The organism is Cohnella baijiui (assembly GCF_020731285.1).
In the GTDB taxonomy this organism is placed as follows: Bacteria; Bacillota; Bacilli; order Paenibacillales; family Paenibacillaceae; genus Cohnella.
Map to the genome: position 1 here is coordinate 1 of NZ_JAJFOW010000470.1, position 215 is coordinate 215.

The 215-nt window shown below is 45.1% G+C and carries 1 protein-coding gene; it reads left to right on the top strand.

Annotated elements, in window-relative coordinates; translation table 11 throughout:
- The coding region (locus LKX83_RS33415; protein ID WP_227887616.1) for an NAD(P)/FAD-dependent oxidoreductase at nucleotides 1-215 on the top strand (215 nt) is incomplete at both ends.

Sequence of the window (215 nt, forward strand, 5' to 3'; positions counted from 1 at the left end):
TTAACAGAGAGGACAAGTTTTTCGGCACAGACGGTAATTGTGGCGGTAGGAATTATCCCGAACAGCGAGATGGCAATCGCGGCTGGAATACGGACAGGCCTAATGAATGCTATTGAAGTGAATGAGAAGATGGAGACAAGCCTTCCAGACATTTATGCTGCTGGGGATTGTGCCACTCAATATCATATGCTCAAGAAGATGGATGATTATATTCC